The organism is Mycobacterium sp. 1465703.0 (assembly GCF_001672975.1).
Lineage (GTDB): Bacteria > Actinomycetota > Actinomycetes > Mycobacteriales > Mycobacteriaceae > Mycobacterium.
In genome coordinates, this window is record NZ_LZKU01000135.1 from 1 (window position 1) to 25602 (window position 25602).

General features: G+C 65.0%; 23 protein-coding genes, 1 tRNA gene and 3 pseudogenes. 24 read left to right on the top strand and 3 right to left on the bottom strand.

The annotated features are described in order from the left end of the window. Positions 1-75: 75 nt before the first annotated feature. A pseudogene (locus A5625_RS11910) lies at positions 76-603 on the top strand (glycoside hydrolase); the annotation flags it as partial. A gap of 158 nt (positions 604-761) precedes the next feature. Here the strand turns inward: A5625_RS11910 and A5625_RS29080 are convergent. Then, entirely contained in the window at positions 762-926 is a 165-nt protein-coding gene (locus A5625_RS29080; RefSeq protein WP_232003616.1) for a hypothetical protein, read from the bottom strand. Between the two features lie 338 nt (positions 927-1264). On the opposite strand from A5625_RS29080, the gene A5625_RS11915 reads away from it, so the two are divergent. Further along, positions 1265-1465: a DUF1508 domain-containing protein gene (locus A5625_RS11915; RefSeq protein ID WP_066993406.1), complete on the top strand. Its 201-nt coding sequence runs from the start codon at positions 1265-1267 to the stop codon at positions 1463-1465. A 115-nt stretch (positions 1466-1580) separates the two neighbouring features. On the opposite strand, the gene A5625_RS11920 is transcribed toward A5625_RS11915, so the two are convergent. Beyond that, positions 1581-1653: transfer RNA gene (locus A5625_RS11920), tRNA-Arg, on the bottom strand. A gap of 127 nt (positions 1654-1780) precedes the next feature. On the opposite strand from A5625_RS11920, the gene argS reads away from it, so the two are divergent. From argS to A5625_RS12025, 21 genes and pseudogenes are all read left to right on the top strand, one after another. Beyond that, the gene (argS, locus tag A5625_RS11925) at positions 1781-3433 is read left to right on the top strand and encodes an arginine--tRNA ligase (RefSeq protein WP_066993409.1); all 1653 of its coding nucleotides are present in this window, start codon (positions 1781-1783) and stop codon (positions 3431-3433) included. Between the two features lie 56 nt (positions 3434-3489). Continuing rightward, positions 3490-4848 carry a diaminopimelate decarboxylase gene (gene lysA / locus A5625_RS11930; RefSeq protein WP_197516063.1) on the top strand — a complete coding sequence of 453 codons (1359 nt, stop codon included), beginning with the start codon at positions 3490-3492 and terminating at the stop codon, positions 4846-4848. Between the two features lie 3 nt (positions 4849-4851). Beyond that, positions 4852-6177 (top strand): homoserine dehydrogenase, encoded by a 1326-nt coding sequence (locus A5625_RS11935; protein ID WP_066993414.1) that lies wholly within the window; start codon positions 4852-4854, stop codon positions 6175-6177. Continuing rightward, positions 6174-7256: a threonine synthase gene (thrC, locus tag A5625_RS11940; RefSeq protein ID WP_066993417.1), complete on the top strand. Its 1083-nt coding sequence runs from the start codon at positions 6174-6176 to the stop codon at positions 7254-7256. The genes A5625_RS11935 and thrC overlap by 4 nt, the downstream gene beginning before the upstream one ends. Positions 7257-7281: 25 nt before the next feature. Then, complete coding sequence (gene thrB / locus A5625_RS11945; protein WP_066993571.1) at positions 7282-8217, top strand: homoserine kinase; 936 nt, start codon at positions 7282-7284, stop codon at positions 8215-8217. A 274-nt stretch (positions 8218-8491) separates the two neighbouring features. Then, positions 8492-10336: a transcription termination factor Rho gene (rho, locus tag A5625_RS11950; protein ID WP_066993575.1), complete on the top strand. Its 1845-nt coding sequence runs from the start codon at positions 8492-8494 to the stop codon at positions 10334-10336. A 187-nt stretch (positions 10337-10523) separates the two neighbouring features. After that, positions 10524-10754 carry a 50S ribosomal protein L31 gene (gene rpmE, locus A5625_RS11955; RefSeq protein WP_066993420.1) on the top strand — a complete coding sequence of 77 codons (231 nt, stop codon included), beginning with the start codon at positions 10524-10526 and terminating at the stop codon, positions 10752-10754. A gap of 99 nt (positions 10755-10853) precedes the next feature. After that, complete coding sequence (gene prfA, locus A5625_RS11960) at positions 10854-11927, top strand: peptide chain release factor 1 (protein WP_066993423.1); 1074 nt, start codon at positions 10854-10856, stop codon at positions 11925-11927. Next, positions 11924-12799: a peptide chain release factor N(5)-glutamine methyltransferase gene (gene prmC, locus A5625_RS11965; protein ID WP_066993427.1), complete on the top strand. Its 876-nt coding sequence runs from the start codon at positions 11924-11926 to the stop codon at positions 12797-12799. Before prfA ends, prmC begins: the two co-directional genes overlap by 4 nt. Beyond that, positions 12796-13455: an L-threonylcarbamoyladenylate synthase gene (locus A5625_RS11970; protein ID WP_066993431.1), complete on the top strand. Its 660-nt coding sequence runs from the start codon at positions 12796-12798 to the stop codon at positions 13453-13455. Before prmC ends, A5625_RS11970 begins: the two co-directional genes overlap by 4 nt. A gap of 28 nt (positions 13456-13483) precedes the next feature. Continuing rightward, positions 13484-14693 (top strand): annotated as a pseudogene (locus tag A5625_RS11975) (glycosyltransferase family 4 protein); the annotation flags it as partial. A gap of 215 nt (positions 14694-14908) precedes the next feature. After that, entirely contained in the window at positions 14909-15403 is a 495-nt protein-coding gene (locus tag A5625_RS11980) for an ATP synthase subunit I (protein WP_066993437.1), read from the top strand. Next, positions 15396-16154 carry a F0F1 ATP synthase subunit A gene (gene atpB / locus A5625_RS11985; RefSeq protein ID WP_066993442.1) on the top strand — a complete coding sequence of 253 codons (759 nt, stop codon included), beginning with the start codon at positions 15396-15398 and terminating at the stop codon, positions 16152-16154. The genes A5625_RS11980 and atpB overlap by 8 nt, the downstream gene beginning before the upstream one ends. Before the next feature lie 84 nt (positions 16155-16238). Then, positions 16239-16487 carry a F0F1 ATP synthase subunit C gene (locus tag A5625_RS11990; RefSeq protein WP_024636915.1) on the top strand — a complete coding sequence of 83 codons (249 nt, stop codon included), beginning with the start codon at positions 16239-16241 and terminating at the stop codon, positions 16485-16487. Positions 16488-16496: 9 nt separating this feature from the next. After that, positions 16497-17030 (top strand): F0F1 ATP synthase subunit B, encoded by a 534-nt coding sequence (locus A5625_RS11995; protein WP_066993445.1) that lies wholly within the window; start codon positions 16497-16499, stop codon positions 17028-17030. A gap of 6 nt (positions 17031-17036) precedes the next feature. Beyond that, entirely contained in the window at positions 17037-18377 is a 1341-nt protein-coding gene (locus tag A5625_RS12000) for a F0F1 ATP synthase subunit B/delta (RefSeq protein WP_066993447.1), read from the top strand. A 57-nt stretch (positions 18378-18434) separates the two neighbouring features. Continuing rightward, positions 18435-20114, top strand: a complete 1680-nt coding sequence (atpA, locus tag A5625_RS12005) for a F0F1 ATP synthase subunit alpha (protein ID WP_066993450.1) — start codon at positions 18435-18437, stop codon at positions 20112-20114. Positions 20115-20120: 6 nt separating this feature from the next. Then, positions 20121-21029, top strand: coding sequence for a F0F1 ATP synthase subunit gamma (locus tag A5625_RS12010; RefSeq protein WP_066993454.1), 909 nt, complete (start codon positions 20121-20123; stop codon positions 21027-21029). Positions 21030-21050: 21 nt separating this feature from the next. Then, the gene (gene atpD, locus A5625_RS12015) at positions 21051-22517 is read left to right on the top strand and encodes a F0F1 ATP synthase subunit beta (RefSeq protein WP_066993457.1); all 1467 of its coding nucleotides are present in this window, start codon (positions 21051-21053) and stop codon (positions 22515-22517) included. Between the two features lie 34 nt (positions 22518-22551). Continuing rightward, the gene (locus A5625_RS12020; RefSeq protein ID WP_066993460.1) at positions 22552-22917 is read left to right on the top strand and encodes a F0F1 ATP synthase subunit epsilon; all 366 of its coding nucleotides are present in this window, start codon (positions 22552-22554) and stop codon (positions 22915-22917) included. A gap of 6 nt (positions 22918-22923) precedes the next feature. Continuing rightward, positions 22924-23364, top strand: a pseudogene (locus A5625_RS12025) (DUF2550 domain-containing protein); the annotation flags it as partial. 16 nt (positions 23365-23380) lie between these two features. On the opposite strand, the gene A5625_RS12030 reads toward A5625_RS12025, so the two are convergent. Next, positions 23381-23965: a cob(I)yrinic acid a,c-diamide adenosyltransferase gene (locus tag A5625_RS12030; protein WP_066993466.1), complete on the bottom strand. Its 585-nt coding sequence runs from the start codon at positions 23963-23965 to the stop codon at positions 23381-23383. 70 nt (positions 23966-24035) lie between these two features. On the opposite strand from A5625_RS12030, the gene murA reads away from it, so the two are divergent. Further along, positions 24036-25289, top strand: a complete 1254-nt coding sequence (murA, locus tag A5625_RS12035) for a UDP-N-acetylglucosamine 1-carboxyvinyltransferase (protein ID WP_066993470.1) — start codon at positions 24036-24038, stop codon at positions 25287-25289. Positions 25290-25602: the final 313 nt, after the last annotated feature.

A 25602-nucleotide genomic window follows, 5' to 3' on the forward strand; every position in this document is an offset into this window, starting at 1 on the left:
CGCGCACAACTAGCGCGGAATCGGTGTTCATCCCTCGCAAGCGCGAATATGCGGCGCCTGCGGCAGTGGTCTGCGCCCCCCGCCAACCCGGTGCGCACTGCCACCCCGGCCGAGATCGAATCGTTGACGGCGCTGGCGCCGCCCGCGCCGTCCGCCGGCCAGCCATTCCAGCTCGCATTGCCGCGCGGCGTCGCGTCCGAGGATCGGTTGCAGGTCAAGACCATCTGGGCGGCCCGCGCCATCAGCGTGCTCTTCCCCCAGATCAAGACCATCTACGGGTATCGGGAGGACCCGTTGCCATGGCATCCCAAGGGTCTGGCGATCGACGTGATGATCCCGAACTTTCACAGCCCCGAGGGCATCGAGCTCGGCAACCAGATCGCCGGGTATGCCTTGGCGAACACGAAGCGATGGGGCATCAACCACGTGATCTGGCGGCAGAAGATCTATCCGGGTGTCGGCGGAGGCAATTGGATGGCGGATCTCGGCTCAGAAACCGCCGACCATTACGACCACGTTCATATCGCCACTGACGGCGGTGGCTATCCGACGGGGCACGAGACTTATTACATCGCGTCCATGACCCCGACACCGCCAGACTGATCCGCTAAGACGTTACGCGGCAACGGAATTGGGCAGCGTAGTTGGCTCGCCGGCGAGCCCGGTCAGCAGCTCGACGTCTCCGCTCGGCCCCAGCCATCACCGGCCCAAGTGGTAGCCACGCGAAGAATCCTTGATTGCTGACCGGCGGATACTGTTGCTCACAGCAACTGCGGGGACGCCACGGCCATCGTGAGTGCGGCGGGGGTTTCGACGCAGCACCGTGTCTTGGTGCCCTGCGCGTGGATCATGGCGCCGGAGACGACGAGCGAAGCCGCGATCGCCAGCAATCGCCCGCGGCCTTTGGCGAACACTCTCCCGCCCACGACCAGCAGCTTAACGTCGTCTGTGACGCCTGGGGCGCGTTTTCACGTGCCTGTTTTGCTCGGGCGACATTTGCCCGGAAGCGGACCGGTCACTCCTTTTCGGACTGCGCGTCGGAGTCGTCTTCGCTGTCGGTGGCTTGCGGGGGTTGTTCGTCGCCTTCTGGAGGCGGCTGTTCGGCGGTGGTCACGAATCGTCCCTACCCGAGTTGACGGCGCGGGAAACGGGCCGACAGGTTGTGGTGCCGGCCGAATTGGGTTCGCTCGGCCACTCCCTTCTCGGCAGCCTAACCCCGGAGTAGCGTTTCCGCTGTTCGGAGAAGCGAACAAGGAGAACTGCAATGGCAGCCAAGTTCGAAATCAGCAAGGACAAAGCCGGCAGGTTCCGGTTTCACCTCAAGGCCGCTAACGGCGAGATCGTCGTCGCCAGCCAGGGCTATGAGACCAGGGAAAATGCCCTCAAAGGCATCGAGTCGGTCAAGACAAATGCTCCCGCCGCGAAGGTCGTAGACCTGACCGAACGGGCGCACGCGCACAACTAGCGCGGAATCGGTGTTCATCCCTCGCAAGCGCGAATATGCGGCGCCTGCGGCAGTGGTCTGCGCCGACCCCTAATCGCGCGGGGCCTGGATAATTCGACCTTCGCTGGTCAGACGGTGCCCCCGGCAGGATTCGAACCTGCGGCCTTCTGCTCCGGAGGCAGACGCTCTATCCCCTGAGCTACGGGGGCGCACCGAGTTACCTGTTGCGCGATGGGGCTTTCGAACAAGCACGGACAGACTAACGCATTGCGGGACCGGCCCCGCTACCGCAATGGATTCGGGGCGGGGGCACCACAGCCAATAGGATAGACGGTCGTGACCCCCGCTGACCTCGCTGAGCTGCTCAAAATCACCGCCACCGCGGTGTTGGCCGAGCGCGGGCTGGATGCTGCCGCGCTGCCCCAGACGGTCACCGTGGAGCGTCCCCGCAATCCCGAGCACGGCGATTACGCCAGCAACCTGGCAATGCAGCTGGGCAAAAAGGTCGGCGCCAACCCGCGTGAGCTGGCCGGATGGCTTACCGAGGCGTTGTCGCAGGCCGACGGCGTCGCCTCGGCCGAGGTGGCCGGACCCGGCTTCATCAACCTGCGCCTGGAGGCGTCGGCGCAAGCCGTCGTCGTCGTCAACGTCATCGACGCCGGCGACCGCTTCGGTCACTCCGACGCGCTGGCCGGCCGCAACGTCAACCTGGAATTCGTATCAGCCAACCCGACCGGGCCGATCCACATCGGCGGGACCCGCTGGGCCGCCGTGGGCGACGCGTTGGGCAGGCTGCTGTCCACCCAGGGCGCCGCGGTGGTGCGCGAATACTATTTCAACGATCACGGCGCCCAGATCGACCGGTTCGCCAGCTCACTGATCGCCGCGGCCAAGGGCGAGCCCACCCCGCAAGACGGCTACGCCGGCGCCTACATCAACGACATCGCCGCCCAAGTGCTGCAGAAGGCGCCCGACGCGCTGAGCCTGCCTGAGGGCGAGATGCGCGAGACCTTTCGCGAAATCGGTGTCGACCTGATGTTCACCCATATCAAAGAGTCGTTGCACCAGTTCGGCACGGACTTCGACGTCTACACCCACGAAGACTCGATGCACACCAGCGGCCGGGTCGACCAAGCGATCGCCAGACTGCGCGAGACGGGCAACATCTACGAGAAGGACGGTGCAACGTGGTTGCGCACCAGCGCCTTTGGTGACGATAAGGACCGCGTCGTCATCAAAAGTGACGGTAAGCCGGCCTATATCGCCGGTGACATCGCCTACTACCTGGACAAGCGGCAGCGCGGCTTCGACCTGTGCATCTACATGTTGGGAGCCGACCACCACGGATACATCGCCCGACTCAGGGCCGTGGCGGCGGCGTTCGGCGATGACCCGGGCGCCGTCGAGGTGCTCATCGGGCAGCTGGTCAACCTGGTCCGCGACGGCCAGCCGATCCGAATGAGCAAGCGGGCTGGAACCGTGATCACGCTCGACGACCTCGTCGAGGCGATCGGTGTCGACGCCGCGCGCTACAGCCTGATCCGTTCCTCGGTGGACACCCCGATCGACATTGACCTCGCGTTGTGGTCGTCGGCGTCGAATGAAAACCCGGTCTATTACGTGCAATACGCGCATGCCCGGCTGTCGGCGCTGGCCCGCAACGCCGCCGAACTCGGTCTGATCCCCGACACCGGACACCTCGAGCTGCTCAGCCACGACAAGGAGGGGACGCTGCTGCGCACCATCGGCGAATTCCCGCGGGTGCTCAAAACGGCGGCGTCCCTGCGGGAACCGCACCGGGTGTGCCGGTACCTGGAAGACCTCGCCGGCGACTACCACCGGTTCTACGACTCGTGCCGGGTGTTGCCGCAGGGCGACGAGCAACCCACCGATCTGCACACCGCACGCCTGGCGCTGTGCCAGGCGACCCGCCAGGTGATCGCCAACGGACTGGCGATACTGGGCGTCACTGCTCCGGAGCGAATGTGAACGTTCATCCCGCCGGTCCTCGACACGCCGACGAGACCCGCCACGCCGAAAGCCCGCTGCGGCCGCAATCCCCCGAGGAACTGCTGCTGTTGTCGCCGAACGTGTGGCCCCGCAACGTAGCTCGGGACGAATCCGGGGTCGCCAGTATCGCCGGCGTCAAGGTCACCGACCTTGCCCAGGAGTATGGAACTCCGCTGTTCGTCGTCGACGAGAACGACTTCCGGTCTCGCTGTCGAGAGATCGCGTCGGCCTTCGGCGGCGGTAAGAACGTGCACTATGCCGCCAAGGCGTTCTTGTGCAGCGAGATAGCCTGCTGGATCGACGAAGAAGGCCTGTCGCTCGACGTGTGCACCGGTGGCGAACTGGCGGTTGCGCTGCACGCCGACTTCCCGCCGGAGCGAATCACCTTCCACGGCAACAACAAATCCGTCGCCGAACTGACGGCGGCGGTCAAAGCCGGTGTCGGGCACGTTGTTTTGGATTCGATGATCGAGATCGAGCGTTTGGATGCCATCGCGGGCGAGGCGGGCATCGTCCAGGATGTCTTCGTTCGTCTCACCGTCGGGGTCGAGGCGCACACCCATGAGTTCATCTCCACCGCACACGAGGACCAGAAGTTCGGGTTGTCGTTGGCGACCGGCGCCGCGCTGGACGCCGTCGGCAGGGTGTTCGAGACTCAAAACCTGCGACTGGTGGGTCTACACAGCCATATCGGTTCGCAGATCTTCGACGTCGCCGGCTTTGAACTCGCCGCGCACCGGGTCATCGGTCTGCTGCACCAGGCTGCCGAGCGGTTCGGCGTCGACAAGGCCGCACAAATCTCCACTGTGGATCTAGGTGGCGGACTTGGCATTTCCTACCTCGCCGCCGACGATCCGCCGCCAATGGCCGAACTGGCTGCCAAGCTGAGCGCGATCGTGAAGAACGAGTCGGCGGCCGTCGGGCTGCCGACACCGCGGCTGGTGGTCGAGCCGGGGCGCGCCATCGCCGGGCCCGGCACTATCACGCTCTACGAGGTGGGCACCGTCAAGGACGTCGACGTCAGCGCCACCGCACACCGGCGCTACGTCAGCGTCGACGGCGGCATGAGCGACAACATCCGCACCGCGCTCTATGACGCGCAGTATGACGCGCGGCTGGTCTCGCGGATCAGCGATGCTCCGGCAGAGCTGGCCCGCGTCGTCGGAAAGCACTGCGAAACCGGCGATATCGTCGTCCGCGACACCTGGGTTCCCGGGGATCTGCAGCCCGGCGACCTGATCGGGGTGGCCGCCACCGGTGCGTACTGTTATTCACTGTCGAGCCGTTACAACATGATCTGCCGCCCCGCCGTCGTCGCGGTGCGCAACGGGCGCGCCCGTCTGATCCTGCGCCGCGAGACGGTCGACGATCTCTTGAGTTTGGAAGTGAGGTGAACTGTGCCCCTTGACGAAAAGCCGGTCGGTATAGCGGTACTCGGGTTGGGCAACGTCGGCAGCGAAGTTGTCCGAATCATCGAGGACAGCGCTGACGACCTCGCCGCTCGGGTCGGCGCACCCGTGGTGTTGCGCGGGGTCGGAGTGCGCCGCGTCGCCGAGGACCGCGGTGTTCCCGTCGAGTTGCTCACCGACGACATCGAAGGACTCGCCGCGCGCGACGACGTCGACATCGTCGTGGAACTCATGGGGCCGGTGGAGCCGTCCCGCAAGGCCATCCTGTGCGCCCTCGAGCACGGTAAGTCGGTTGTGACGGCGAACAAGGCGCTGTTGGCCACCTCCACCGGCGAGTTGGCGCAGGCAGCCGAAAGTGCGCACGTCGATTTGTATTTCGAGGCGGCAGTCGCAGGCGCGATTCCGGTCATCCGTCCGCTAACCCAGTCGTTGGCCGGCGACACGGTGCTGCGGGTCGCCGGAATCGTCAACGGCACCACTAATTACATCTTGTCCGCGATGGACAGCACCGGCGCCGACTACGACACCGCGCTGGCCGAAGCCAGCGCGCTGGGATACGCCGAGGCCGATCCCACCGCTGACGTCGAAGGCTACGACGCCGCGGCCAAGGCCGCGATTCTGGCGTCCATCGCTTTTCACACCCGGGTGACCGCCGATGACGTCTACCGGGAAGGCATCACCAAAGTCACCCCGGCCGACTTCGAGTCGGCCCGGGCCCTGGGCTGCACGATCAAGCTGCTGTCCATCTGCGAACGCATCACCGGCGACAATGGCCAAGAGCGGGTCTCGGCGCGCGTCTACCCGGCACTGGTGCCGATGTCGCACCCGCTGGCCACCGTCAACGGCGCCTTCAACGCCGTGGTGGTCGAGGCCAAGGCCTCCGGCCGGCTGATGTTCTACGGTCAGGGCGCCGGCGGCGCGCCGACCGCGTCCGCGGTGGCCGGTGACATGGTGATGGCCGCGCGCAACCGGGTGCTTGGCAGCCGCGGTCCCAAAGAGTCCCGGTATGCCCAACTTCCCATAGCTCCAATGGGTTTCATCTCGACCCGCTACTACGTCAGCATGGACGTCGCCGACAAGCCCGGCGTCCTTTCCTCGGTGGCAGCCGAATTCGCCAAGCGTGAGGTGAGCATCGCCGAAGTCCGTCAGGAAGGCGTCGCGGATGAAGGCGGACGACGGGTGGGGGCCCGCATCGTCGTGGTAACCCACCGGGCCACGGATGCCGCGCTGTCTGAAACCGTGGATGCGCTGGCCGATTTGGATGTCGTGCAGAGCGTGACCAGCGTGCTGCGACTGGAAGGGACCACCCTATGAGCGCTTCGCGCACCGTCGTCCACAAGCCGTGGCCCGGTCTCATTGAGGCATACCGGGACCGGCTGCCGGTGGGCGACGACTGGACCCCGGTCACGCTGCTCGAGGGTGGTACCCCGCTGATCGCGGCGGGCCGGCTCTCGGAAAAGACCGGTTGCAGTGTTCATCTCAAAGTCGAGGGCCTCAATCCCACCGGCTCTTTCAAGGACCGGGGCATGACGATGGCGGTCACCGATGCGCTGGCGCGCGGCCAGCAGGCGGTGCTGTGCGCGTCGACCGGAAACACGTCGGCGTCGGCGGCCGCGTATGCGGCGCGTGCCGGCATCACCTGTGCGGTGCTGATACCGCAGGGCAAGATCGCGATGGGCAAGCTGGCGCAGGCGGTCATGCACGGCGCCAAGATCATCCAGATCGACGGCAACTTCGACGACTGCCTGGAACTGGCCCGCAAGATGGCCGCTGACTTTCCGACCATCGCGTTGGTCAACTCGGTCAACCCGGTGCGCATTGAGGGCCAGAAGACGGCGGCATTCGAGATCGTCGACGCGCTGGGTACCGCGCCCGACGTGCATGCCCTGCCGGTCGGGAACGCGGGCAACATCACCGCGTACTGGAAGGGATACACCGAATATCACCACGAGGGCCTGATCGAGAAATTGCCGCGCATGCTGGGCACCCAGGCGGCCGGCGCGGCCCCGCTGGTGCACGGCGCGCCGGTCAAGAATCCGGAGACGATCGCGACGGCAATCCGCATCGGCGCGCCCGCGTCGTGGACGGCAGCCGTTGACGCGCAACAGCAATCGAACGGTCGCTTCCTGGCCGCGACCGACGACGAGATCGTGGCCGCCTATCACCTGGTGGCCGAATCCGAAGGCGTCTTTGTCGAACCCGCTTCGGCGGCCAGCATCGCCGGACTGCTCAAGGCCGTCGAGGACGGTTGGGTGACCCGCGGGTCGACGGTCGTGTGCACGGTCACCGGCAACGGCCTCAAAGATCCCGACACGGCGCTGCGGGACATGCCAACGGTGACCCCGCTGCCGGTGGACCCGGTTCTCGTGGTCGAGAAGTTGGGGTTGGCCTAGTGGCGAAGGGCTGTTGGTGACCTCGATGCTGCCTGCCGGGCTGGCGGCCAGCGCCGTGGTGTCGGCGTCGAGCGCAAACCTTGGCCCCGGCTTCGACAGCATCGGCCTGGCGTTGAGCCTTTATGACGAAATCATCGTCGAGACAACGGATTCCGGCTTGACCGTGCTGGTCGAGGGGGAGGGTGCCGGCCAGCTGCCGGTCGGTCCCGAACACTTGGTGGTGCGCGCTCTGGAGTGTGGGCTGCGGGCAGTCGGGGTCCGCGCACCGGGCCTGGTGGTGCGTTGCCGCAACGCCATTCCGCATTCCCGCGGCCTGGGCTCCTCCGCGGCGGCGGTGGTCGGCGGACTGGGCGCCGCGAATGGCCTTGTCGCACAGACGGATTCGAAGCCACTGAGCGAGGCCCAACTGATCCAGCTGGCCTCGGATTTCGAGGGTCATCCCGACAACGCGGCCGCCGCCGTGCTGGGTGGTGCGGTCGTCTCGTGGGTTGACCGCGGCGGTGATCGGCCCCGGTATGCGGCGGTGCCGCTACGGCTGCACCCCGATATCCACCTGTACTCCGCGATTCCCGAGGAGCGCTCGCTCACCGCGGAGACCCGCGTGCTGTTGCCCGCGCAGGTCAGCCACGAGGACGCGCGTTTCAACGTCAGCCGGACTGCATTGCTGGTAGTCGCGCTCACCGAGCGGCCCGACCTGCTCATGGCGGCGACCGAAGATGTCCTGCATCAGCCGCAGCGCGCACCGGCGATGCCGGCCTCGGCGGAATATTTGCGGCTGCTGCGGCGTCATGATATTTCAGCCACGCTTTCCGGGGCTGGTCCGTCGTTAATAGCGGTGACCACTGCCTCGCAGTTGCCTTCCGAAGTGGTGAATTACGGGGTCGCCCACGGGTTCACCATCACCGAAATGACTGCCGGCGAACCAGTTCGCTGGGGCCCTGGGATCACCGTCGCCGGTTGATTCACGGCGTGGCCGGAGGGTTTGCTTGCTTCCGGCAGGGATGCGGGCTATCCTCGGAGCCGTCCAGCAATCGCAGCATCTGCATCTGCATCTGCATCCATACTGCCTTGCCGCTAGGACAACACCAATTCTTCTTGTGGACGAGGTTCGCCGTTTACTCCGCCGGATCCAGGCGATCACCGTTGCAGAGTCGATGATTGGGCGCACTCGGCAATTTGCCTGATTGCAATGAACCCCCCGTATGACCTGCTCAGCGGGGGAAGAAAGGAACTCCGTGACCGATACGGATTTGTTCACGGCTGGCGAAAACACTGACGCCAATCAACTGTCGAATGCCGTGACCACCGACACTCCAGACGCGAAACCCAGCGTTTCCAGCGGTGCACTCTCCACCATGGTGCTGCCCGAGTTACGCGCGCTGGCTAACCAAGTTGGCGTCAAAGGGACGTCAGGTATGCGCAAGAACGAACTGATCGCCGCGATCAAGGAAGTCAGGGGCCAGGCCAACGGCGTTCCCGCCAACGGCACCAAGTCCGCTGAGGACAGCGGCAAGTCGGAGAACAAGAACGACGACAAGAGCGCTGACGCGCCGGCCGCCGCGAGCGACCAGAATGGCGCGACGACCGAGGCCCCCCGCCGCGAACGACGCGGCGCTTCCCGCGAAGCGGGGTCATCCGCCCGCGGCAACGACGAGGCCGACCGCGAGAGCTCAGGCAGCCGCGGGGGTGCGGCCGCCGGTGAGGCCGATCGCCGCGAGAAAACCAAGCAAGACAACCAGACTGAGGAGCGCGGCCAGGACGGCGGCAGCGACCAGGATCAGAGCTCGGGCGGCCAGCAGGGCCGCGGCGGCTCGAACCAGCAGGACGACGACGGCGAGGGACGTCAGGGTCGCCGTGGACGCCGCTTCCGCGACCGCCGGCGCCGGGGGGAGCGAACCGGTGAGGGCGGCGATGCCGAATTGCGCGAAGACGACGTCGTTCAGCCGGTAGCCGGCATTCTTGACGTCCTCGACAATTACGCCTTCGTGCGCACCTCCGGGTACTTGGCCGGACCGCACGACGTCTACGTGTCGATGAACATGGTGCGTAAGAACGGCCTTCGCCGCGGTGACGCGGTCACCGGCGCCGTGCGGGTGCCCAAAGAAGGCGAACAGCCCAACCAACGGCAGAAGTTCAACCCGCTGGTGCGCCTGGACAGCGTCAATGGCGGCCCGGTCGAGGACGCCAAGAAGCGGCCCGATTTCTCCAAGCTGACGCCGTTGTACCCGAACCAGCGGCTGCGTCTGGAAACCACTCCGGACCGGCTGACCACCAGGGTCATCGACCTCATCATGCCGATCGGTAAGGGGCAGCGTGCCCTGATCGTGTCGCCGCCCAAGGCCGGTAAGACGACGATCCTGCAGGACATCGCCAACGCGATCACCAGGAACAACCCGGAATGCCACCTGATGGTCGTGCTCGTCGATGAGCGGCCTGAAGAGGTCACCGACATGACGCGTTCGGTGAAGGGCGAGGTCATCGCCTCGACCTTCGACCGGCCGCCGTCAGATCACACCTCGGTCGCCGAGCTGGCCATCGAGCGGGCAAAGCGGCTGGTTGAGCAGGGCAAGGACGTCGTCGTGCTGCTCGACTCGATCACCCGCCTGGGACGTGCCTACAACAACGCGTCACCCGCCTCGGGCCGGATCCTGTCCGGTGGTGTCGACTCCACCGCGCTGTACCCGCCCAAGCGGTTCCTGGGCGCCGCCCGCAACATCGAGGAAGGCGGATCGCTGACGATCATCGCCACCGCGATGGTCGAGACGGGGTCCACTGGTGACACGGTCATCTTCGAGGAGTTCAAGGGCACCGGTAACGCCGAGCTCAAGCTCGACCGCAAGATCTCCGAACGACGGGTCTTCCCGGCCGTCGACGTCAACCCGTCGGGTACTCGTAAGGACGAACTGCTGCTGTCGCCGGACGAGTTCGGCATCGTGCACAAGTTGCGCCGTGTGCTGTCCGGCCTGGATTCGCATCAGGCCATCGACCTGCTGATGTCGCAGCTGCGCAAGACGAAGAACAACTACGAGTTCCTGGTCCAGGTGTCCAAGACGACACCCGGGGCGATGGACAACGACTAACCCGTTGGCCCGACCCGACCAGTTGGGTCTCAAGGGAATGTACGGGCGCAGCTCGCTGTTTGGGATGATGGTGGTTGACCTGGCATAATCGGGGCTCGATTATCCGCCAACCGCCGCAGGTTCGGAGTTCACGCCCGACCGTCCGAGTTTGGACGGGGGCGGGCGACAAACGATCGAAGAGGACATCATGAAAGCTGACATTCACCCCGCCTACGCGGAGACCACGGTGCTCTGCGGGTGTGGCAACACCTTCCAGACGCGCAGCACGAAGGACGGCGGTCACATCACCGTCGAGGTGTGCTCGCAGTGCCACCCCTTCTACACCGGCAAGCAGAAGATCCTCGACAGCGGTGGCCGGGTGGCACGCTTCGAGAAGCGGTACGGCAAGCGCAACACCGGAACCGCTGCCGACAAATAGCTCGGTTACCGACGCCCGAACTGTGCGCACCGTCGCATGGGCCGGGCGTCGGTTTGCGTTTGCGGTAATGACGGACGATTCGGGGCAGGAGGTGCGGCAGTGACTAAGCCGGTACAGACCATTGACGTGCTGCTGGCCGAGCACGCCGACCTCGAGCGCCGGCTGGCGGACCCCGAATTGCACAGCAATCCCGACGAGGCCCGCAAAGCCGGACGGCGATTTGCTCGGCTTGCCCCGATCGTGAGCACCTACCGCAAGCTGGCGGCCGCCCGTGATGACCTGGACACCGCGCGAGAACTGGCTGCTGACGACGCGTCGTTCGCCGCCGAGGTGACCGATCTGGAAACTCAGGTGGCCGAACTGGACACCCAGCTGACCGATATGCTGGCCCCGCGCGACCCGCATGACGCCGACGACATCGTCCTCGAGGTCAAATCCGGTGAAGGCGGCGAAGAATCCGCCCTGTTCGCCGCTGATCTGGCCAGGATGTACATTCGCTACGCCGAGCGGCACGGCTGGACCGTCACCGTGCTGGACGAAACCACATCCGACCTGGGCGGTTACAAGGACGCGACGCTGGCCATCGCCAGCAAGGGCGATTCGGCCGACGGGGTGTGGTCGCGGCTGAAGTTCGAAGGCGGGGTACACCGCGTGCAACGCGTCCCCGTAACCGAATCCCAAGGGCGCGTTCATACTTCGGCGGCCGGCGTGCTGGTGTATCCCGAGCCCGAAGAGGTTGGCGAAGTGCAGATCGACGAGTCGGACCTGCGCGTCGATGTCTACCGCTCTTCGGGGAAGGGCGGCCAGGGGGTCAACACCACGGACTCCGCCGTGCGCATTACGCACCAGCCCACCGGCATCGTCGTCACCTGTCAAAACGAGCGATCGCAGCTGCAGAACAAAGCCCGCGCACTGCAGGTTCTGGCCGCCCGTCTGCAGGTGTTGGCCGAAGAGCAGGCGCTGGCGGACGCCTCGGCGGACCGGGCCAGCCAGATTCGCACCGTAGACCGCAGCGAGCGCATCCGCACCTACAACTTCCCGGAAAACCGGATCGCGGACCACCGGATCAATTTCAAGTCGCACAATCTCGATCAAGTGCTCGACGGCGACCTGGACGCCTTGTTCGACGCCTTGGCCGCCGCTGACAAGCAGACCCGGCTGCAACAGGCATGAACGTCCTGCGGCGCGCGATCGATGATGCTGCGGCCACCCTTGCCGAAGCGGGAATCGATTCTGCGCGTTGGGATGCCGAGCAATTGGCCGCGCACCTGGCGGGGACTGACCGCGGGCGCCTGACCCTGCTCGATCCGCCCGGTGAAGACTTTTTCGGGCGGTACCGCGACGCCGTGGCGGCGCGCTCGCAACGGGTGCCGCTGCAACATCTGTTGGGGACCGCGGCGTTCGGGCCTGCCATGCTGCACGTCGGACCGGGCGTCTTCGTACCCCGTCCGGAAACTGAAGCCATGCTGGAATGGGCTGCCGCGCAAGAACTTGTACCGCATCCCGTCATCGTCGACTTGTGCACCGGATCGGGCGCTTTGGCGCTGGCACTGGCCCAGCACCGGCCCGCGGCGCGAATCGTCGCGGTCGACAATTCCGATGCCGCTCTCGAATACGCCCGCCGCAACGTCGAGGGCACGGCGATTGAGTTGCTGCGAGCAGACGTGACGACGCTTGATTTGGAGCCGGACGTGCCCGCCGACCTGGACGGCCGGGTCGATTTGGTGGTGGCCAACCCGCCGTATGTCCCCGACGGTGCTGTGCTGGACCCTGAAGTCGCTCAACATGATCCACACCAGGCGGTCTTCGGTGGGCCGGACGGATTGGCGGTGATCGCTCCGATTGTCCGCCTCGCCGTTCGCTGGCTGCGTCCGGGAGGGCTGATCGGAGTCGAGCACGATGACACCACCTCGGCCCAGACGACGGAATTGTTCTTGCGCACCGGAGCATTCGAAGACGTCACGGCCCGGCGCGACCTGACCGGGCGGCCACGATTCGTGACCGCCCGCAGGAGAGCCGGAGCCCGAGGAGAGCGGCACCCGTGACGGACGTCTTCGACTGCGCGGATCCCAACCAGCGCCCACTCGCAATCGCCGCTGCGGCAGAGGCGCTCAAGGGCGGCCGACTGGTCGTGATGCCCACCGACACGGTGTACGGCATCGGCGCCGATGCGTTCAACAGCGCCGCGGTATCGGCGTTGTTGTCGGCAAAGGGGCGGGGGCGGGACATGCCGGTGGGTGTGCTCGTCGGCTCCTGGCACACCATCGAGGGGCTCGTGTACACCATGCCGGACGGGGCGCGGGACTTGATCCGTGCCTTCTGGCCGGGCGCACTGAGCCTCGTGGTGACGCAGGCCCCGTCGTTGCAGTGGGATCTCGGTGACGCCCGCGGCACCGTGATGCTGCGGATGCCACTGCATCCCGTCGCCATCGAGCTGTTACGCGAAGTCGGGCCCCTGGCGGTGTCGAGCGCGAACGTCTCCGGCCGTCCGGCCGCCGTGAATGCCGATGAGGCGCGCAGCCAGCTAGGCGATCTCGTCGACGTCTACCTGGACGCGGGCCCGTCCGATCAAGGGGCCGCGTCCACGATCGTCGATCTGACCGGTGACATGCCGCGGATTCTGCGGCCGGGTCCGGTGAGCGCCGAGCGGATCGCAGAAGTGCTCGCCGTCGACCCAGAAAGCTTGACCGCCCGGGCCTGACTGGAGCGGTTGTCGAGGTCCCAGGTTTGTCCAGTACGGTCTCGGTGATGTCCAGCGACGTGACCAACCTTGCCGGTGGTTTGCTTGCGCTGGGCGACCGCGGCGCCGGAGTTCCGCTTCGTGAGCTGGCGCTGGTGGGTTTGACCGCGGCGATCATCACGTACTTCGCAACCGGGCCGGTGCGGCAACTGGCGACCCGGCTTGGCGCGGTCGCCTACCCGCGGGAGCGCGACGTCCACGTGACGCCGACGCCTCGAATGGGTGGGCTGGCGATGTTTGTCGGCGTCGTGACGGCTGTCTTCCTGGCGTCCCAGCTTCCGGCGCTCACCCGTGGGTTTGTCTACTCCAGCGGTATGCCCGCGGTCCTGGTGGCCGGCGCGGTCATCATGGGCATCGGCCTGATCGACGACCGTTGGGGCCTCGACGCTTTGACCAAGTTCGCCGGACAGATCACCGCGGCCAGCGTGCTGGTCACCATGGGCGTGGCGTGGAGCGTTCTGTACATCCCCATCGGCGGCGTCGGCACCATCGTGCTCGACCAGGCGTCGTCGATCCTGCTGACCCTGGCGCTGACCGTGTCGGTAGTCAACGCGATGAACTTCGTCGACGGGCTCGACGGTCTGGCCGCCGGGCTGGGGCTGATCACCGCATTGGCCATCTGCATGTTCTCGGTCGGCCTGCTGCGCGATCACGGCGGTGACGTGCTGTTCTATCCGCCCGCGGTTATCTCGGTGGTGCTGGCCGGTGCTTGCCTGGGCTTTCTGCCACACAACTTCCATCGCGCCAAGATCTTCATGGGCGACTCCGGCTCGATGCTGATCGGTCTGATGCTGTCGGCGGCGTCGACGACGGCCGCAGGTCCCGTCTCGCAGAACGCCTACGGGGCCCGCGACGTGTTCGTCCTGCTGTCACCGTTCCTACTGGTGGCCGCGGTCATCTTTGTACCGATGCTCGATTTGCTGCTGGCGATCGTGCGCCGCACCCGGGCCGGCCGCAGCGCGTTCAGCCCCGACAAGATGCACTTGCATCATCGGTTGCTGCAGATCGGGCACTCGCACCGCCGGGTGGTGTTGCTGATCTATCTGTGGGTCGGCATCGTGGCGTTCGGGGCCGCCAGCACAATCTTCTTCCGCCCCCGCGATACCGCCGCGGTGATGCTGGGTGCCATCGTGGTGGCCGGCATCGCGACGGCGATCCCGCTGCTGCGCCGCGGAGAGGACTACTACGACGAAGGGTAGTAGTTGCCTATTCGGTGTGGTACGGTGCTGGTAGAACCCCAAAAAGCCGTGCAGGCTACCGGCCCATCGGAGGCAAATTCGACCGGGCTGGTTGAAGACCGGCCTCGGGTGATACCCCTTCGGTGATTCGACTGTGACGTGCGATACGCTCGGCGGACCACCGATCAGTCGGTCGGGGGGGTCCCGTTCCATCAACCTGGGATTGAGGTGCTGCAGTGACGACACCAGCGCAGGACGCGCCGTTGGTGTTTCCCTCTGTTGCTTTCCGTCCGGTTCGGCTCTTCGTGATCAGCATTGCCATCACCGCGGTGGCGATGCTCGCCGCCGGACTGTCCGGTCACCTGATGGTCGGAGTCTTCTTCGGTATCGGGCTTCTCCTGGGTTTGCTCAACGCGGTACTTGTGCGTCGCTCGGTTGAGTCGATTACCGCCAAGGATCACCCGCTGAAACGATCGATGGCGGTCAACTCGGCATCACGGCTGGCCATCATCACCGTCGTCGGCCTGATCATCGCCTACGTCTTTCGCCCCGCCGGCCTGGGCGTCGTGTTCGGCCTGGCGCTTTTCCAGATCCTCTTGGTGGCTTCGACAGCGCTTCCGGTGTGGAAAAAGCTGCGCGCCGGCGACTGGGCGGAGCCGTCGGACGGTGCCGGGGGCGGCGTGATCCCAGGGTCGGAAGGACCGGAAGGAAGGAACACCACCGATGCCTGAGACGACGTTCCTGGCCGAGGGCGCGATCGAGGTTGGCGCGCACACCCAAGCCAAGTGGCTCGGTCTGACCGTCAACACCGACACGATTCTGGCGACCGGTATTGCCGCCGTGATCGTGTTGGCACTGGCCTTCTTCCTGCGCGCGAAGATCACCTCTACCGGTGTGCCCAGCGGCGTTCAGTTGTTCTGGGAAGCCATCACGGTCCAGATGCGCGATCAGATCGAGAGTGCGGTCGGCATGCGGATCGCGCCGTTCGTGTTGCCGCTGGCCGTCACCATCTTCGTGTTCATCCTGATCTCCAACTGGCTGTCGGTCCTTCCCTTGCAGTACACCGACAAGTCCGGACACACCACCGAGCTGCTGAAGTCGGCGGCGGCGGACATCAATTACGTTCTGGCGCTGGCTCTGTTCGTGTTCGTCTGCTACCACGTGGCGGGCATCTGGCGCCGTGGCGTCATCGGACACCCGCTCGCCGTGCTCAAAGGTCACGTTGCGTTCCTGGCGCCGATCAACCTGGTCGAAGAGCTGGCCAAGCCAATCTCGTTGTCGCTCCGACTTTTCGGCAACATCTTCGCCGGCGGCATCCTGGTCGCCCTGATCGCGCTGTTCCCGCCCTACATCATGTGGGCGCCCAACGCGATCTGGAAGGCCTTCGACCTGTTCGTCGGGGCCATCCAGGCCTTCATCTTCTCGATTCTGACCATCTTGTACTTCAGCCAGGCCATGGAGATCGAGGATCACCATGACTGAGGCCACCGCAAGTTTTTTTGACCCACGCACCATTACAGAGGCCTGGTAGACCCCTACCAGATATCAAGGAGGATAAGAATGGCTCTGGACCCCCAAGTCGCTGCCGCGGCACTCATCGGCGGTGGACTCATCATGGGCGGCGGCGCGATCGGTGCCGGTATCGGTGACGGTATCGCCGGTAACGCGCTGGTCTCCGGTATCGCCCGGCAGCCCGAGGCGCAAGGCCGGTTGTTTACGCCGTTCTTCATCACCGTCGGTCTGGTTGAGGCGGCCTACTTCATCAACCTGGCCTTCATGGCGCTGTTCGTGTTCGCCACACCCGTCGGCACCTAGTTCGCTGTTATGGGTGACGCGAGTCTGAGCGTTCTGGCGTCCAGCCAGGTGGTGGCCGAGGGAGGCAGCAACTTCCTCGTCCCGAACGGCACCTTCTTCTTCGTGCTGGCCATCTTCCTGATCGTGCTGGCCGTCATCGGCACATTCGTTGTGCCGCCCGTCATGAGGGTGTTGCGCGAGCGTGACGCCATGGTCGCCAAGACGGCTGCGGACAACAAGAAGGCGGGCGAGCAGTTCGAAGCGGCCAAGGCCGACTACGAAGAAGCGCTGACCGAAGCGCGGGTTCAGGCGTCGTCTTTACGCGACAACGCCCGCGCCGAAGGCCGTAAGGTGGTGGAAGACGCGCGCGCCCGTGCCGAACAGCAGGTGATGTCGACGTTGCAGATGGCATCCGAGCAATTGAAGCGGGAGAGGGACGCCGTGGAACTGGATCTGCGTGCCAACGTCGCCACCCTGTCGGCGACCTTGGCCAGCCGGATCCTCGGCGTCGAGGTCGCGCCTGCCACCGCGAGCGCATCCGCAACAGGAAAGTCCGGGCGGTAATCACGTATGTCGACTTTCATCGGGCAGTTGGTCGGATTCGCGGCCATCGTGTTTCTGGTCGTGCGGTATGTCGTGCCGCCGGTTCGTCGTCTGATGACCGCTCGGCAAGACGCCGTGCGCCAGCAGTTGAAAGATGCTGCGACGGCGAGCGATCGGCTCAGCGAGTCGACCACGGCACACAGCAAGGCCGTCGAATCCGCCAAGTCGGAGGGCGAGCGGATCGTCGAGGAGGCCAAGGCCGACTCGGGCCGCATCGTCGAACAGTTGCGGGCCCAGGCTGATGTCGAATCCGAACGCATCAGCGTGCAGGGCAGTCGGCAGGTCGATCTCTTGCGTACCCAACTGAGCCGACAGTTGCGTTTGGAGCTCGGCCACGAAGCGGTGCGCCAGGCGGGCGAGTTGGTTCGGAACTACGTCGCCGATTCGGCGCAGCAGTCGGCCACCGTCGACCGGTTCCTCGAGGAACTCGACGCGATGGCGCCGGCACCGGCCGACGTCCAGTATCCCTTGATGGCCAAGATGCGCTCGTCGAGTCGCGTCGCACTGGGCAACTTGTCGGACAAGTTCGGCACCATCGCCAAAGACCTTGACAATAAGGGGCTTTCGACCCTCTCCAGTGAACTGGTGGAGGTGGCCCAGATGCTGGACCGCGAGGTCGTCGTTACGCGGTATCTCACCGTTCCGGCCGAAGATAGCGGCCCCAGGGTCCGGTTGATCGAGCGGTTGGTCTCCGGCAAGGTCGGCGACGCCACACTCGAGGTGCTGCGCACGGCGGTCTCGGAGCGTTGGTCGGCCAACTCCGACCTCATCGACGCCATCGAACACGTGTCTCGGCAGGCATTGCTCGACGTCGCCGAACGTGAGGACAAAGTCGACGAGGTCGAAGAACAGCTGTTCCGATTCTCCCGCATCCTCGACGCGCAGCCCCAACTTGGCATCCTGTTGGGCGACTACGCCGTTCCGGTGGAAGGCCGAGTCGGGTTGTTGCGCAAGGTGCTTGACAGCGCAAGCGGCAAAGTCAATCCCATTGCGGCTGCGCTGCTGAGCCAGACGGTCGAACTGCTCAGGGGCGAGCCGGCCGAGGAGGCCATTCAGTTCTTGGCAGAAGTCGCCGTGGCGCGCCGCGGCGAGATCGTCGCTGCGGTCGGCGCAGCGGCCGAACTCAGCGATGAGCAGCGGTCTCGTCTCACCGACGTGCTCGGCCGCATCTACGGTCACCCGGTAGCGGTGCAGCTGCAGATCGATGCCGAACTACTGGGCGGCCTGCTCATCTCGGTTGGCGATGAAGTGATCGACGGGACACTCGCTTCACGCCTTGCCGCGGCCGAGGCTCAATTGCCCGACTGACACAACCATTCATCACCATCACCCGCGAACCAAGATCAAGTAGGAAGACGAAAAGCCATGGCCGAGTTGACAATCTCCGCTGATGACATCCAGAGCGCCATCGAGGAGTACGTAGGCTCTTTCACGTCCGACACCTCCCGCGAAGAGGTCGGTACCGTCGTCGATGCTGGGGACGGCATCGCGCATGTCGAAGGCCTGCCCTCGGTCATGACCCAGGAACTGCTCGAGTTTCCGGGCGGTGTCCTGGGCGTCGCGCTCAACCTCGACGAGCACAGCGTCGGCGCGGTGATCTTGGGTGACTTCGAGAAGATCGAAGAGGGCCAGCAGGTCAAACGCACCGGGGAGGTCCTTTCGGTCCCCGTTGGCGATGCGTTTCTGGGGCGCGTGGTCAATCCGCTCGGCCAGCCGATCGACGGCCGCGGCGACATCGACACCGACATCCGCCGCGCGCTGGAGATCCAGGCGCCGTCGGTGGTGAATCGGCAGAGCGTGAGCGAGCCGCTGCAGACCGGTATCAAGGCCATCGACGCGATGACCCCGATCGGTCGCGGCCAGCGGCAGCTGATCATCGGCGACCGCAAGACCGGCAAGACCGCGGTGTGTGTGGACACCATCCTCAACCAGCGGGAGAACTGGGAGAGCGGCGACGAGCGCAAGCAGGTGCGCTGCGTGTACGTGGCCATCGGGCAGAAGGGCACCACGATCGCCTCGGTCCGTCGCGCGCTGGAAGAGGGCGGTGCGATGGACTACACCACCATCGTCGCGGCGCCGGCTTCCGACTCCGCGGGCTTCAAATGGCTTGCGCCGTATACTGGTTCGGCCATCGCCCAGCACTGGATGTACGACGGTAAGCACGTGCTGATCGTTTTCGACGACCTGAGCAAGCAGGCCGAGGCCTACCGCGCGATCTCATTGCTGCTGCGCCGGCCGCCGGGTCGTGAGGCATACCCCGGCGACGTGTTCTACCTGCACTCGCGTCTGCTGGAGCGCTGCGCCAAGCTGTCCGACGAGCTCGGTGGTGGCTCGCTGACCGGGTTGCCGATCATCGAGACCAAGGCCAACGACATCTCCGCCTACATTCCCACCAACGTCATCTCCATCACCGACGGTCAGTGCTTCCTAGAGTCCGACCTGTTCAACCAGGGTGTGCGGCCCGCCATCAACGTCGGTGTCTCGGTGTCCCGCGTGGGTGGTGCGGCGCAGATCAAGGCGATGAAGGAAGTGGCCGGCTCGCTGCGACTGGACTTATCGCAGTACCGCGAACTCGAATCGTTCGCCGCCTTCGCCTCCGACCTGGACGCGACGTCCAAGGCGCAGCTGGAGCGCGGTGAACGCCTGGTCGAACTGCTGAAGCAACCGCAGTACCAGCCCATGCCGGTTGAGGAGCAAGTGGTTTCGATCTTCCTGGGCACCGGCGGCCACCTGGACTCGGTGCCCGTCGAGGACGTCCGGCGCTTCGAGACCGAGCTGCTGGACCACATGCGGGCCTCCGAAGAGAAGTTCCTGAGCGGCATCCACGACAGCGGAAAGCTCTCCGAGGAGGGCGAGAACCAGCTCACCGAGATCATCAACAACTTCAAGAAGGGCTTCGCGGCCACCGGCGGCGCATCGGTGGTGCCCGACGAGCATGTCGAGCCCTTGGACGAAGGGGAGCTGGAAAAGGAGTCCGTACAGGTCAAGAAGGACAAGCCGAAGGACAAGAAGGAATCCAAGCAGGCCTCCAAGGACAAGAAGTAGCTACCGATGGCAGCAACACTTCGCGAATTACGTGGCCGGATTCGTTCGGCCGGGTCGATCAAGAAGATCACCAAGGCCCAGGAGATGATCGCGACCTCGCGCATCGGCAAGGCACAGGCCCGGTTGGAGTCCGCACGGCCTTACGCCTTTCAGATCACCGCGATGCTCACCACCCTGTCCTCCGAGGCCGCGCTGGACCACCCGTTGCTGGTCGAGCGTGACGAGCCGAAGCGGGCCGGCATCTTGGTGGTGTCCTCGGATCGTGGCTTGTGCGGCGCGTACAACTCGAGCATCTTCCGTCGCTCCGAGGAGCTCTTCTCCCTGCTGAGGGAGGAAGGCAAGACGCCGGTCGTCTACACGGTGGGCCGAAAGGCGCTGAACTACTTCAAATTCCGCAACTGGGACATCACCGAATCGTGGACCGGCTTCTCCGAGCAACCGTCGTATGAAAACGCGGCCGAGATCGCTTCGACTCTGGTCGAGGCTTTCATGGCAGGCGCGGGCGACGACGAGTCAGAGGACGGCCAGGGCGTCGACGAGCTGCACATCGTCTACTCCGAGTTCAAGTCGATGATGTCGCAGGCCGCGGCGGCCCACCGCATCGCTCCGCTGGTCGTGGAATACGTCGAGGACACCGACGAACTCCACACGCTGTACTCGTTCGAGCCAGACGCCACAACACTTTTCGAGTCGCTGCTGCCGCGTTATGTGACGACCCGGGTGTACGCGGCGCTGCTGGAATCGGCGGCATCGGAGCTCGCGTCGCGTCAACGGGCGATGAAGTCGGCAACCGACAACGCGGACGACCTGATCAAAGAACTCACGCTGATGGCGAACCGCGAGCGGCAGGCTCAGATCACCCAAGAGATCAGCGAAATCGTCGGTGGCGCAAACGCGCTCGCCGACGCCAAGTAGCACACGAGGAAGAAAGAAGTTATGCCTGCTACTACTGAAACATCAGAAAAGACCAACAAGACCACAAAATCCGAGACCAGCGGTCGCGTCGTGCGAATCACCGGCCCGGTGGTCGACGTCGAGTTCCCCCGCGGCTCGGTGCCGGACCTGTTCAACGCGCTCAACGCCGAGATCACGTTCGAGGAACTCAAGAAGACCCTGACGCTCGAAGTGGCGCAGCACCTGGGCGACAACCTGGTTCGCACCATTTCGTTGCAGCCCACCGACGGTCTGGTGCGTGGCGTCGAGGTGACAGACAGCGGCAAGCCGATCTCGGTGCCGGTCGGTCAAGAGGTCAAGGGCCACGTGTTCAACGCCCTGGGTGACTGCCTGGACAAGCCCGGATACGGTGAGGACTTCGAGCACTGGTCGATTCACCGCAAGCCACCGGCTTTCGAAGAGCTCGAGCCCCGCACCGAGATGCTCGAGACCGGCCTCAAGGTCGTCGACCTGCTCACCCCGTACGTGCGTGGCGGCAAGATCGCGCTGTTCGGTGGTGCCGGTGTGGGCAAGACGGTGCTGATCCAGGAGATGATCAACCGTATTGCCCGAAACTTCGGTGGTACTTCGGTTTTCGCCGGCGTGGGGGAGCGCACCCGTGAGGGCAACGACCTGTGGGTCGAGCTCAAGGAAGCCGACGTGCTCAAGGACACCGCGCTGGTGTTCGGTCAGATGGACGAGCCGCCCGGCACCCGTATGCGGGTGGCCCTGTCCGCGCTGACCATGGCGGAATGGTTCCGCGACGAGGCCGGTCAGGACGTGCTGCTGTTCATCGACAACATCTTCCGGTTCACCCAGGCCGGTTCCGAGGTGTCGACCCTGCTCGGCCGGATGCCATCGGCGGTGGGTTATCAGCCCACGCTGGCCGACGAGATGGGTGAGCTGCAGGAGCGCATCACCTCGACGCGCGGCAAGTCGATCACGTCCATGCAGGCCGTCTACGTGCCCGCCGACGACTACACCGACCCGGCGCCGGCGACGACGTTCGCCCACCTGGACGCCACCACGGAGCTGTCGCGTTCGGTGTTCTCCAAGGGCATCTTCCCCGCGGTGGACCCGTTGGCGTCGAGCTCGACCATCCTGGACCCGAGTGTCGTCGGTGACGAGCACTACCGCGTCGCGCAGGAAGTCATCCGAATTTTGCAGCGGTACAAGGACCTGCAGGACATCATCGCGATCCTTGGTATCGACGAGTTGTCCGAAGAGGACAAGCAGCTTGTTCAGCGCGCACGACGGATCGAGCGGTTCCTGTCGCAGAACATGATGGCGGCCGAGCAGTTCACTGGGCAGCCGGGCTCGACGGTGCCGCTCAAGGAGACCATCGAGGCGTTCGACCGGCTGACCAAGGGCGATTTCGACCATGTTCCGGAGCAGGCGTTCTTCTTGATCGGTGGCCTCGACGACTTGGCTAAGAAGGCCGAAAGCTTTGGCGCCAAGCTGGACTCCTGAGGCGTGAACGAACCGGCCCGGAAAGGCTTGTGGCATGGCGGAATTGAACGTTGAGATAGTGGCCGTCGACCGAAAGATCTGGTCGGGTGAGGCAACGTTTCTGTTCACCCGCACCACCGTCGGTGAGATCGGCATCCTGCCGCGGCACATCCCGCTGGTGGCGCAGTTGGTCGACGACGCAATGGTGCGCGTCGAGCGAGAAGGCGAAGACGATCTGCGGATCGCGGTGGATGGCGGGTTCTTGTCTGTCACCGAAGAATCAGTGACCATCCTCGCTGAATCCGCCGAGTTCTCCTCGGAGATCGATGAGAGCGCCGCCCGAGAGGCTTCTGAGTCGGACGATCCGCGCATTGCCGCCAGAGGGCGCGCACGATTGCGCGCCGTCGGCGCGATCGACTAACCGCCGATGAGCGCGCCCATGATCGGCATGGTCGTGCTCGTTGTCGTGCTGGCGAGCGCCGTCACCGGGCTGAGTTATCGGCTGTGGAAGCTGCGCCAGGGCGGCACGGCAGGGATCATGCGAGACATTCCCGCGGTCGGAGGTCACGGCTGGCGGCACGGCGTAATCCGTTACCGCGGCGGTGAAGCCGCGTTCTACCGGCTGTCCAGTCTGCGGTTGTGGCCGGACCGGCGGCTGAGCCGGCGCGGCGTAGAGATCGTGTCCAGGCGGGCACCACGCGGCGACGAGTTCGACATCATGACCGACGAGATCGTCGTCATCGAGCTGCGAGACACCACCCAGGACCGCAGGTCTGGTTACGAGATCGCCTTCGACAAGGGCGCGTTGACCGCGTTTTTGTCCTGGCTGGAATCGCGTCCGTCACCGCGCTCCCGTCGGCGCGGCCTACAGGCCGCGCCGGCCGCTAACTGGTGGCGGCGTTCTCGCCCCCCGGTTTCCAGAGCACGTCGCCGTCAGGGTTGGCTACCCGCGACAGGATGAACAGCAGATCCGACAGGCGGTTGAGGTATTTCGCGGGCAGCACGTTGACCTGTCCGGGTGCGGCGTCGATCGCCGCCCACGCCGACCGTTCGGCTCGGCGTACCACGGTGCGGGCCACGTGCAAGTAAGCCGACAACGGCGAACCGCCGGGCAACACAAAAGAATTCAATTTCGGTAGGGACTCGTTGTATGTGTCGCACCACTTTTCGAGCCGATCGATGTAGGGCTGGGTGACTCGCAGCGGCGGATACTCGGGGTTTTCGACCACCGGGGTCGACAGGTCCGCTCCGGCGTCGAACAGGTCGTTTTGGATCTGCCGCAACACACCCATCAGCCGCTCGTCCGGCTGACCCACGGCGACGGCGACGCCGATCGCCGAGTTGGCTTCGTCGCAATCGGCGTAGGCCACCAGGCGGGGGTCGTTTTTGGATACCCGGGAGAAATCGCTCAATCCCGTGGTGCCGTCGTCGCCGGTTCGTGTGTAAATGCGAGTCAGGTGTACTGCCATGAGCAAACCGTACTCGGGTGGGTGGGTCGGCCGACTGACAAGGCGATAGGGCTTCACTAGACTGACGCGGGTGGCTGAGCGATTCGTGGTGACTGGTGGCAACCGGTTGTCAGGCGAAGTCGCAGTAGGGGGCGCAAAAAACAGCGTGCTCAAGCTGATGGCCGCGGCGCTGCTGGCCGAAGGCACCAGCACGATCACCAATTGCCCCGACATCCTCGACGTACCGCTGATGGCAGAGGTGCTGCGGGGCCTGGGCGCAACGGTCGAACTGGACGGTGACGTCGCCCGGATCACCTCGCCGGATGAGCCGAAATACGATGCCGACTTCGCCGCGGTGCGGCAGTTCCGGGCGTCGGTGTGCGTGTTGGGACCGCTGGTCGGCCGGTGCAAGCGCGCCCGCGTCGCGCTCCCGGGCGGCGACGCCATCGGATCGCGTCCCCTGGACATGCATCAGGCCGGCCTGCGCCAACTCGGTGCGCAATGCAACATCGAGCACGGATGTGTGGTGGCACAGGCCGATACGTTGCGCGGCGCGGAGATTCAGTTGGAGTTCCCCTCGGTGGGAGCCACCGAGAACATTCTGATGGCCGCGGTCGTGGCCGAGGGTGTCACCACCATTCATAACGCGGCGCGCGAGCCCGATGTGGTGGATCTGTGCACGATGCTGAACCAGATGGGCGCGCAGGTCGAAGGCGCGGGTTCGCCGACGATGACCATCACCGGGGTCCCGCGGCTGCATCCGACCGAGCATCGCGTGATCGGGGACCGCATCGTCGCCGCCACCTGGGGGATCGCCGCCGCGATAACCCGCGGAGACATCTCGGTGACCGGCGTCGACCCGGCACACCTGCAGGTGGTGCTGCACAAGTTGCACGACGCCGGCGCGACCGTGACCCAGACGGACAACAGCTTCCGGGTGACGCAGTACGAGCGCCCGAAGGCGGTCAATGTCGCGACGCTGCCATTCCCCGGATTCCCGACCGACCTGCAGCCGATGGCGATTGCCCTGGCGTCGATTGCCGACGGGACGTCGATGATCACCGAGAACGTTTTCGAGGCGCGCTTTCGCTTCGTTGAAGAAATGATTCGCCTTGGCGCCGATGCCCGGACCGACGGACACCATGCCGTCGTACGGGGTCTGCCGCAATTATCGAGTGCGCCGGTCTGGTGTTCGGACATCCGCGCCGGCGCCGGCCTGGTGTTGGCCGGGCTTGTCGCCGACGGAGACACCGAGGTTCACGACGTCTTCCACATCGATCGGGGCTACCCGTTGTTCGTGGAAAACCTGGCGATTTTGGGAGCGGAGATCGAGCGGGTACAGTAACCAAAGTCAGTGCCCCACAAGCGCGGTCACCAACGCGAAGGTGGACGAAAGCGGGGCCTTGACTCCCTCGCTGGATTGGTACTAGCCTGGCACGGCTGCTCCCGAGACGGTCTCTAGAAGATCAAAACCGGGAGTTGACTTACCTGCCGGATCTGTATTAAGCTGGCAGGGTTGCCCCAAAACGGGCGAAACAAGTGTTGTTTGAGAACTCAATAGTGTGTTTGGTCTTTTTATTTTGTTGTTGTTTTTTGGCCATACTTAAACACTCCCCGTGTGTCGGTATGGCCGTTTATTTGATGCCAGTTTTTGGCGT